Below are 9,048 nucleotides of genomic sequence, written 5' to 3'. Positions count from 1 at the left end.
CTTTCAACTAAAAATTGAACTGGCAATTTTAGTCTATAATTTAGGATTTTTTAATTTTGTGACGAACTAGCACCACGCGTATTGGTCGTATTTATTATTCTATACTTTAGGAAGTGTTAATATGGCTAAGAAAAATGTTGTCGTTGTAGGTGCTGGCTTTGCCGGCGTTGCTGCAACGAGACGCTTAGCAAAACGATTCAAGAAGAATGCCGACGTACAAATCACACTGATTGACCGCCATTCTTACATGACGTATATGACTGAGTTGCATGAAGTTGCAACCGATCGTGTACCAAAAGAAGCAGTCCAGTACGACCTCGGCCGCTTGTTTGCACATAGAAAGAACGTTTCACTCGTGACTGATAACGTTACTAACGTTGATCACGATAAGAACGTTGTTACAACAGAACACGGTTCATACTCATTTGATTACCTTATTTTGGCAATGGGTGCCGAACCAAATGATTTCGGTACACCTGGCGTTAAGAAATATGGCCATATGCTCTGGTCATTGGAAGACGCAGTTGCCTTAAAGGAGCATTTTGAAAAATCTGTTGCTCAAGGTGCAATTGAACATGATCCGGCCAAACGTAAGGCATTGTTAACCTTCGTTGTCGTTGGTGGTGGTGCCACTGGTGTTGAAACAATGGGTGAATTAATTGATTGGCGCCCTATTTTGGCCAAAGAAAACCATCTTGATCCAAAAGAAATCACTTTAATTTTGGATGAAGCTGTTCCAACGATTTTAAACATGTTTGATCGTCCTGACGCTGACCTTGCTTTGAAATATATGCAACGTAAAGGCGTCGACGTTAAGACTGCGGCTCCAATTACTGAAGTTAGCCCTGATGACATGACTTTGAAAGATGGCACCCATATTCCAACGAAGACGGTTGTTTGGACTGCTGGTTTGAAAGCTAATACTGATACTAGTGATTACAATATGGAAACTGGCCGTGCCGGTCGGTTAATCACCAACAAATATATGCAATCAAATCAATACAAGAACACTTATGTTGCCGGTGATTTATCGTTAAACACCAATGAAGGTGATCGCGGTACACCACAGCTTGTTGAAGCAGCTGAACAAACTGGTAATGCAGCGGCCGAAAGCATTGTTGCCGCTGTTAATGGCACAACACCAAAGGCTATGAAATCTAGCTATTCTGGTTCAGTCATTTCAATCGGTTCGCATTATAGTGTGGCCGTTGTCTTCAAGCACATTCATTTAAGTGGTTGGTTTGCAACAATCATGAAACATTTGATCAACTTACTTTACTTCATTGAAACCTTTGCTGGTTACTATCTCTACCAGTACAGTATGCATGAATTCTTCCGTAATCGTAATGGCCGGACACCATTCTGGGGTCACATTTCACGTTACGGTAACGTTTTATGGAGTGTTCCTTTACGAATCTTCTACGCCGCAATGTGGTTAGTTGATTGTTGGTCAAAGGTTCAAGGTTCAGGCTCTTGGTTTAGCGGCAAGTTACGGCTACCATTTACTTGGTTATATCCTAAGGTTGCTTCAGCCGCTACTAGTGGTGCTTCATCTGCTAGTTCTGCAGCCAAAAAGGTTGTTAGCAGTGTTGCCTCATCAACAACTACTGGTGCTTCACAGGCCGCTTCAACTGCTAAAACTGCTGTTAAGGCTGCTGCTTCTACAACACCTGCAACACCCAAAGAATTTTTCAGTTTATCATATGACTATGGTAAGCAACCAATGATGGTCTTCAAGCATTTACCAAAATGGTATGAAAGCATTACGAAGTTCTTCATGCCAAATAAATCAACTGCTTTATTTATGCAGGAATTTATGACCATTGTTGAAATTGGGATTGCATTTTGTATTCTCTTCGGTTTATTTACTTGGTTAGCTAACGCGGCCACTATTGGTTTAGTTGCTGTCTTCTGCCTTTCAGGTATGTTCTACTGGGTTAATATTTGGATGCCTTTCGTTGCCTTAGCCTTGATGAACGGTTCCGGACGATCATTTGGTTTAGATTACTGGGTTGTTCCGTGGTTACAAAAGCATTTGGGTCACTGGTGGTATGGCGATCTCAAACCGCTCTACAACGGTCCACAAAAATAGTATTAGTCAAGTAGTCATTGCAGGAAGAATGGTTCTAGGGTATTCTTTAGCCTAGGACCATTCTTTTTATGAAATGAAACTCAACGGGCTGGAAGTGGCGATTTGGCAAGTAAGAAACGAAATTTGTCGAAAAAATATTTAAATATGCTTAGACCTTGGGACATTATTATTATTGTGTTCCTGATTATCCTATCGTTTACACCATTGGCGATTTTTTCAATTCATGAACGAAATACTGCCGCCGCCAACATCCCAGTTAAAACGGCCGTTGTCAGTCATGATGGCAAACAAATTTACAAATTAAAACTAACTAACCACCGCGGAACAACAACTTATACCTACCGGGCCGCGAATGGTGATTATAATAAAATCGTATTTAAGAATGATAAGGTTGCCATCACTGATGCTAATTGTAGTGATCAAATTTGCGTAAAGCGTGGCTGGATAAGTAAATCTGGACAAACAATTGTCTGTCTTCCCCATAAATTACTGGTTGAGATCAAAACTAATCAGGGTTCAACAACTCAGGGCGGTTTGGTCACAGAATGATCGAGGTCAAAAAATGACACAACCTAAAATTGCAAAGTACGTTTATATCGCCCTTTTAGTCGCCCAGGGGGTCGTTATTGGTTTACTAGAACGAATGATTCCATTTCCTTTTTCATTCGCACCTGGCGCTAAACTAGGCTTGGCCAACTTAATCACTATCGTTTCATTATTCACCATGTCATTTAATGATAGTTTTCTATTACTATGGATGCGGCTCATTTTAACCGCAATATTAGGTGGCACTTTATCCACCTTTCTCTACAGTATAAGTGGTGCAATCTTCAGTTATTTTGGTATGTTGCTTGTAAAACAATTGGGACCAACACGCGTTAGTATTATTGGTATTTCAGCAACTGGTGGCCTACTTTATAACGTTGGGCAGTTACTAGTGGCTAGCCTAATTGCGCAAAGTTGGACGGTAATGCTCTACTTACCTGTGCTTTCGTTTATCGGAATTTTAGCGGGCGTTGCAATTGGCATTGCCGCAAATTATTTATTTGAACACGTTACAACGCTAAATTATTTAAAAGATAATTATCAACACCTAAAACAAACACGACGTCCCCACCAGAAACGGCAGCACCACTGCTTAAATACACACGCGCAAAAGGAGTCCCACTATGACGAAAATTAACCCCATGTGGCAGCAATACCCTGAACTGGTACCAAATTTAACTGCCGTACTAGCCTTAATGAAAAAACATATTCATACTGATGATCGAGCAGTTACTGAAGCAATTCTTGATATGATTAATTCCGGTGGCAAATTATTACGGCCAGCTTATTGTTTATTATTCAGTCAATTTAAGCCAGTCGACGATAAAAAAATGGTTGCGTTGGCCGCCTCAATTGAAACCCTGCACACTGCCACGCTAATTCATGATGACGTTGTCGATCGTGCACTAACAAGACGTAATATTGCAACTATCCAGGCCCGCTTTGGTCAGGATGTCGCGGTCTACGCCGGTGATTATCTATTTGTGATTTGTTTTCAACTATTAGCGAACCACACAAGTGACCTTCGCAGTATCCGTCAAAATGCCCAAGGTATGGAAAAAATTTTGAACGGCGAATTAAGCCAAAAGCGAATGCGCTACAATTATGAAATGACCATTGATGACTACCTTAAGCAAATCCAAGGTAAAACGGCCCAACTTTTTGGTTTAGCTTGTTTTGTTGGAGCTTATGAAAGTGGTAACAGCCTTAGCTTTTCCCGCCAATGTCAAAAGATTGGTCTTAACATTGGAATGGCTTTTCAGATCATGGATGACCTACTGGATTATAGCCAATCAACCGCCACACTTGGCAAGCCAGTATTAGAGGACGTTCGCCAGGGTGTCTACTCTGCGCCCCTACTATTAGCTCTAGATCAGCACCAAGGTGAATTTATTCCTTACCTTGAAAAACGGGCTAACATGACTGCGGCAGACATTGATGTTGTCACAAAATTAGTGACACAATATTCTGGACTTGAAAAGGCCCACGCTTTGGCCGCTAGTTACACGGACAAAGCATTGAAAGGCTTAAATAAATTACCTGATATACCGGCTAAAGCAAGCTTGTTACGCTTAACAAAACAATTGTTACAGCGCCAGTTCTAAAACTAAAACGACTAATGTGAAGCAAACTCAGGATTTGGCCCTTTTCCGATCTTGAGAATTCAACTTCACGTTAGTCGTTTTTAGTATCGTATGCCAAAAAGCGATCAACACCCTATTTCCGGTGTTGATCGCTTTTAGTTTAACTATGATTAAATTAATTAAATAAGATTGGTAGTCGGCCATAGCTAGAAAAAATTTTTTCTAACATTTTCTAGCTGATTTAGTGTAAACCATTTGAAAAGATAAATTCTGGACTCAACTACTTCCTTGATACAAATAGCGGCGTAATTTGGTCCGGCAACGCGCAATTGCACAATTTGCCTGACTTTCTGTACAGGCTATCTGCTTGGCGATCGCGGAAAGCTCAGTTGATTCTAGCACCAATAACATAACACGCTGCTCAAATTGCGATAAGCTCTGCCAATACTGCATTAAATCACAATTTATCGCCGCCCAATCACTAGGTAACGGCCGCAATAATGACTTTTTTAAGTAGGCATTTTCTAAATCAACCTGCTCTACTGGAATTTGTAACCGATCAACCTGCCGCTTTTGCGCCAACTGACGTCTAATTAAATTAATGATGTGGTGCTGTAATTGCATTTGATAAAAACGCCCAAAACTAAGGTGGCTGTTATGATCATACTGTTGCGCCGAATGATAACAAATAAGGCGCGCCTCTTGACACCAATCGTCATAGTCGTAAAGTCGTAAATAATAGCGGTGCTGTAAAGACTTTAATAATGGTAAATATTTTTGAAAGAGCCATTCTAAAGCGTCAGAATTGCCACTGGCGGCTACTCGAATAACATCGTCTAAGCTGGTCATAAGCATACCAGACGAACGAAAGCATGTCTTTAGAATAGCAATCGAGAAAGCGCTTCACAAGCGAACAGACGTTTAATTTGGCCAATTTTGGCCATTAATTCAGTAATAGTTAGACGCTATACTCACTACGAAACATAATCGCTAATTAGGCGCATCTAGAACCAACCTTAAAATAATTTATGCCAATATTTTCCTGACCAATTTAGTGTAATCGGGTTTGAAAAAACACCGTTACTCGACTCAGCTAGCAAGTATTTAGATTCATGTGTTCGAAATAAATGGCAACTCACCTTCATTATCAGTTGGCCTAAGCTAAAATTTGGTAAGTTCAAACCTTAGTTTTCCGTGCTCATTCTGCTTTATGGTCCGACAACTTGTCCCGTAACTTTTCCAAACGAAATAGCTGCTGGTTATTCCAGGGCGAGCGCCGGCGCAGTGCAACATCTTGATAGTGTTGGGCGTCCCGCAGAATTGCGGATTTGGTTTGTTGAATCACTTTCTTGAATTCTGGAGAAGAAATACGAATCGCACCCCGTGAGAAAACTGTCCATTGCTCAGCCTGATCACTGGTGACAACCGTAACTTGGGTCAAACGATTATTCAATTCACCAGCAATTTTTTCAATGTAACTATCGGCCGTTTGGTCTTCTTTGGTCCAAACGATTTCTAAGTTATACTGATCGTAACGCTGAGTAATTCCACGAACGTACATCGCATCAAAAACTATGATAATCCGTGCTTCTTCGTACTTACGGTACTCTGCCAACTGGGCCAATAATTGATCACGAGCATCCGCCAAATGATCGTCTTGTTTCAACTTAGCTAACTCAGGCCAATTGCCAATGACATTGTAGCCATCGACAATCAGAATTTCATGCATCATGACAGTTCACCAGCAACCTGTTTGACGTCAAATGCTCGGTAAAGCAACAACGCACTGGCCACACTGGCATTAAGGCTTTGAACGTGGCCAATCATTGGAATAGTAACAATTTCATCCATTTCTTTCTTTAGTAATGGCGAAATTCCCTTACCTTCGTTGCCAATGACAATCGTGATTGCCCCTTTCGCATTCCACTTACGGTAATCAGTGCCAGCCATATCCGTCCCAAATAACCACATTCCCCGCTGTTTCAATTCTTTAGCGGTATTAACCAAGTTGGTCGTCCGGACAACTGGAATGTGCTCAATTGCGCCAGTAGAAGTTTTGGCTACAGTACTAGTTAAACCGACTGCCCGGTGTTTTGGAATGATAATTCCGTGAACGCCAACTGCATCGGCCGTTCGCATAATGGAGCCTAAATTATGAGGATCCTCAATATTATCCAACATTAAGAAAAATGGCGGTTGTTTCTTTTCCTCTGCCTTTGCAAAAAGATCATCAATTGTGGCGTAGGCAAACGGCGAAATTGCTAAAACAACCCCCTGATGATTGCCCCGATCACTTAAAGTATCTAGTTTATTTTTAGGTGCCAACTGAACAGGAATGCGAAGATTCTTGGCCAATTTTTGTAGATCATAAAGCGCATCAGCCTTCATACCTTCTTGCAAAAATATTTTGTTAACCCGCTTGGCCCCTTCAGTTTTAAGTGTTTCGGCCGCAGCGTGCCGGCCGATAACAAAATCACTGGCGTCCGTTTGTGGCGTCCGTGTCGTTTTAGACGTTTGTTCTGGTTTCACGTGTTTTACCCCCTTCGACTTGTTGAATACACCAGCTAATTAATTGATCCTGGCGTTTCTTTTGTTCACTTAAGAAGAGGTAACCCATGACCGCTTCAAAGCCAGTTGAAATGCGGTAAGTAGTTACCCGCGTATTTTTGGCGTGAGTATGACTATTCGCGTTACGTCCACGTTTATAAAAAGTTAACTCTTCATCAGTTAGTTCTTTTTGTTCCAACATCAAACTAATCAAGGCCGCTTGTGCCTTGGCCGAAACGTAGTGGGTTGCCTGATGCTGTAAATGAGTTGGTTTAGTAAAACCAAGACTTAGCAAACGCCGCCGAATATATACTTCATAGATTGCATCCCCAACGTACGCTAAGGCAATCCCATTTAACTGATTATAGTCCGTTTGATTATCCATTATATCCTCCGCCAACGAGTTCCTTGCGCCGTATCTTCCAGCGCAATTCCTTGTTCTTTTAATTCATCACGTATTTCATCACTGCGCGCATAATCTTTGTTGGCCCGGGCTGTATTTCGATCCTTAATAAGTTGTTCTACCTCGGCATCTAATAAACCTACGGCCTTAAAATGCACACCAAAAATCTGCAGCCAAGAAGTAAACGCATCCCGTAACTGCATCAAGGTTACCTTAGTCACTTGATCCTGTTCAGCGTAAACATTTATTAATTTGGCCAATTCATAAACAGTCGTCATCCCATTTTGGACGTTAAAATCATCATCCATTTCGGTAATAAACTTAGTCTCTAACTCTTTGAGTTGTTTGGCCACCGACTGGGCCATATCGCCTTCAGTAGCGTCCTTGAAACGATAATTTAAATTATTGAAGGCGTTGCGCAGTTTGGTCAGATTATTAGCGGCCTCACTAACGGTGCTATCACTGTAACGAATCGGCCGCCGATATTGAGTTGTTGCCATAAAAAAGCGTAAAACTTGGGGGTCGACCTTTTGAATTAAATCATGAACGGTCACAAAATTTCCCAGCGACTTACTCATTTTTTCGTCATCGTCACCAATTGTTACAAACCCATTGTGCATCCAATAATTGGCAAATTTCTTGCCCGTTTTGGCCTCACTTTGGGCAATTTCATTTTCGTGGTGGGGGAATTCTAAATCCTGACCACCACCATGAATATCAATCGTCTCGCCTAAATACTTAGTAGCCATTACTGAACACTCAATGTGCCAGCCCGGACGACCCGCTCCCCAAGGTGATTGCCACGAAATCTCGTCAGTCTTTGCTGCTTTCCATAAAGCAAAATCGACTGGATCTTCCTTACGCGCGGTTTCTTCATCATTAACGTGTTCACTGGCACCTTGTTCTAACTCATCAATATTTTGATCAGAAAGCGCGCCGTAATGCTTAAATTTTCGTGCCCGGTAATAAACATCGCCGGCTGTTTCGTACGCATAGTCTTTAGCAATTAAGACTTCAATGAAAGCAATAATTGACTTAATATTTTCCGTTGCCCGTGGATGAAGAGTGGCCGGTTCAATATTTAACGCTTTAGTATCCTTCATAAAAGCAGCGATAAATTTATCCGCCAATTCCGGTACGGTGATCCCATCTTTCTTGGCCTGTTTAATCATTTTATCGTCCACATCGGTAAAATTAGAGACGTAATTAACTTTATAACCACGGTATTCAAAATAACGACGAATTGTATCAAAGGCAACCGCAGAACGAGCATTACCAATGTGAATGTAATTGTAAACGGTTGGCCCACAAACATACATATTAATTTGATGTGGTTGAATTGATTTAAAAATTTCTTTTTCACGCGTTAAAGTATTAAAAACTTTAATCATTTAGGTTGTTCCCCCTTTTAACGACTGCGTTAGCAATTAAAATAACTATACCCTTATCATACTAGGTGTCCTGCTTGATGCCAATTATTTCTCAGTCAGTGTTTGAAAATGTATTCAGATTCGGAATTCCATTCAGCAAACATGACCATAAAAAGGTTCTTTATGAACCTTGCTGCCAACCATTATTGTAAAGTGGTCGTCGGAAGGCCAATAGTCCTTTACTTTATAGAACCTTGGACCTCTGAACACTTGTTACTCGTGTTGACAAGTCACCTTTCAAAATAAATTCTCGCTAAATTAGCTAGAAAATCATTAGCAAAAAGCATCTCGTAGCAGCTCACCAAGCACATTTTTTAGTCTCTGTAATAAAGAATAAGAGGTTGGGATTTACCCCAACCTCTTATTCTTTGGCTCTATACTTTTTCCTGTTGATAGTTTACAAATGGTAAACTATTAACAGGATTTTTGTGCAGAAAAAGAGCTCAC

General features: G+C 41.0%; 9 protein-coding genes. 4 read left to right on the top strand and 5 right to left on the bottom strand.

Annotation, left to right across the window (positions count from 1 at the left end):
• The first annotated feature begins 121 nt into the window (after positions 1 to 121).
• From EKM61_RS10300 to EKM61_RS10285, 4 genes are all read left to right on the top strand, one after another.
• Positions 122 to 2,092 carry an NAD(P)/FAD-dependent oxidoreductase gene (locus EKM61_RS10300; RefSeq protein ID WP_068223030.1) on the top strand — a complete coding sequence of 657 codons (1,971 nt, stop codon included), beginning with the start codon at positions 122 to 124 and terminating at the stop codon, positions 2,090 to 2,092.
• A 144-nt stretch (positions 2,093 to 2,236) separates the two neighbouring features.
• Positions 2,237 to 2,641 (top strand): NusG domain II-containing protein, encoded by a 405-nt coding sequence (locus EKM61_RS10295; RefSeq protein WP_068226184.1) that lies wholly within the window; start codon positions 2,237 to 2,239, stop codon positions 2,639 to 2,641.
• Positions 2,642 to 2,654: 13 nt separating this feature from the next.
• A complete protein-coding gene (locus tag EKM61_RS10290; protein WP_068223028.1) occupies positions 2,655 to 3,275 on the top strand; it encodes a Gx transporter family protein in 621 nt (206 codons plus the stop codon).
• Positions 3,262 to 4,242: a polyprenyl synthetase family protein gene (locus EKM61_RS10285; protein WP_068223025.1), complete on the top strand. Its 981-nt coding sequence runs from the start codon at positions 3,262 to 3,264 to the stop codon at positions 4,240 to 4,242. Before EKM61_RS10290 ends, EKM61_RS10285 begins: the two co-directional genes overlap by 14 nt.
• Before the next feature lie 255 nt (positions 4,243 to 4,497).
• On the opposite strand, the gene EKM61_RS10280 is transcribed toward EKM61_RS10285, so the two are convergent.
• From EKM61_RS10280 to cysS, 5 genes are all read right to left on the bottom strand, one after another.
• Positions 4,498 to 5,070: an RNA polymerase sigma factor gene (locus EKM61_RS10280; protein WP_068223023.1), complete on the bottom strand. Its 573-nt coding sequence runs from the start codon at positions 5,068 to 5,070 to the stop codon at positions 4,498 to 4,500.
• Positions 5,071 to 5,419: 349 nt separating this feature from the next.
• Positions 5,420 to 5,953, bottom strand: coding sequence for an NYN domain-containing protein (locus EKM61_RS10275; RefSeq protein ID WP_068223020.1), 534 nt, complete (start codon positions 5,951 to 5,953; stop codon positions 5,420 to 5,422).
• Positions 5,950 to 6,750, bottom strand: coding sequence for a 23S rRNA (guanosine(2251)-2'-O)-methyltransferase RlmB (rlmB, locus tag EKM61_RS10270; protein ID WP_068223017.1), 801 nt, complete (start codon positions 6,748 to 6,750; stop codon positions 5,950 to 5,952). Before rlmB ends, EKM61_RS10275 begins: the two co-directional genes overlap by 4 nt.
• Complete coding sequence (locus tag EKM61_RS10265; RefSeq protein ID WP_068223014.1) at positions 6,728 to 7,153, bottom strand: Mini-ribonuclease 3; 426 nt, start codon at positions 7,151 to 7,153, stop codon at positions 6,728 to 6,730. Before EKM61_RS10265 ends, rlmB begins: the two co-directional genes overlap by 23 nt.
• Positions 7,153 to 8,562 carry a cysteine--tRNA ligase gene (gene cysS / locus EKM61_RS10260; RefSeq protein WP_068223011.1) on the bottom strand — a complete coding sequence of 470 codons (1,410 nt, stop codon included), beginning with the start codon at positions 8,560 to 8,562 and terminating at the stop codon, positions 7,153 to 7,155. The genes EKM61_RS10265 and cysS overlap by 1 nt, the downstream gene beginning before the upstream one ends.
• Between the last annotated feature and the right edge of the window lie 486 nt (positions 8,563 to 9,048).

Source organism: Loigolactobacillus backii, from assembly GCF_003946275.1.
GTDB lineage: Bacteria > Bacillota > Bacilli > Lactobacillales > Lactobacillaceae > Loigolactobacillus > Loigolactobacillus backii.
The sequence above is the reverse complement of the archived record's forward strand: the minus strand, read 5'-3'. Positions and strand labels throughout refer to the sequence as shown.

Coding starts and splice junctions, on each gene's coding strand:
- EKM61_RS10300 (WP_068223030.1), top strand. CDS start 122: ATGGCTAAGAAAAATGTTGTCGTTGTAGGTGCTGGCTTTGCCGGCGTT.
- EKM61_RS10295 (WP_068226184.1), top strand. CDS start 2,237: ATGCTTAGACCTTGGGACATTATTATTATTGTGTTCCTGATTATCCTA.
- EKM61_RS10290 (WP_068223028.1), top strand. CDS start 2,655: ATGACACAACCTAAAATTGCAAAGTACGTTTATATCGCCCTTTTAGTC.
- EKM61_RS10285 (WP_068223025.1), top strand. CDS start 3,262: ATGACGAAAATTAACCCCATGTGGCAGCAATACCCTGAACTGGTACCA.
- EKM61_RS10280 (WP_068223023.1), bottom strand. CDS start 5,070: ATGACCAGCTTAGACGATGTTATTCGAGTAGCCGCCAGTGGCAATTCT.
- EKM61_RS10275 (WP_068223020.1), bottom strand. CDS start 5,953: ATGATGCATGAAATTCTGATTGTCGATGGCTACAATGTCATTGGCAAT.
- EKM61_RS10265 (WP_068223014.1), bottom strand. CDS start 7,153: ATGGATAATCAAACGGACTATAATCAGTTAAATGGGATTGCCTTAGCG.
- cysS (WP_068223011.1), bottom strand. CDS start 8,562: ATGATTAAAGTTTTTAATACTTTAACGCGTGAAAAAGAAATTTTTAAA.